Source organism: Pseudoduganella buxea (genome assembly GCF_009720835.1).
GTDB classification, from domain to species: domain Bacteria; phylum Pseudomonadota; class Gammaproteobacteria; order Burkholderiales; family Burkholderiaceae_D; genus Rugamonas; species Rugamonas buxea.
In genome coordinates this window covers 1-406 of the sequence record NZ_WNKZ01000268.1, presented here as the reverse complement: position 1 = coordinate 406, position 406 = coordinate 1, and the positions used below count along the sequence as shown (strand labels likewise).

The following is a 406-nucleotide window of genomic DNA, read 5'->3' as shown; positions in this document are numbered from 1 at the left end:
GGAGACATTGCGGACCTGGCCGGCGTCGGCCAATGCTGCAGTGACGCTGGACGGCGCCGCCGGCCAGGTCCGCAATGTCTCCCTGCTGGCAGCCACGTCGGACCAGGCCCGCCAGGCCGCCGCCGATGCCATCACGGCGGCGGGCATGCTCGTCAACGTGCGGCCGCAAGGCCCCGTCGCGGCACCGGCCCCCGTCAAGGGCGGCGATGTCGTGACGCAGGATACCTACCGCATGGCCCGCCCGGAAGGCGTGGCGGCCAGCGCGAGCAATACCCCCGCCACCGCCGCGCCGGTCACTGCCGTGGCGCAGGATGCGGGCCTGGCTTCGGACGGCGACGCCCGTGGCGAGCAGGGCCAGCACGGCACGACGTTCCGTGGCGTGATGGCCCTGCTCGCCACGGGAGAT

General features: G+C 74.1%; 1 pseudogene. It reads left to right on the top strand.

The annotated features are described in order from the left end of the window. Window positions 1–406 (top strand): annotated as a pseudogene (locus GM672_RS28695) (hypothetical protein); the annotation flags it as partial.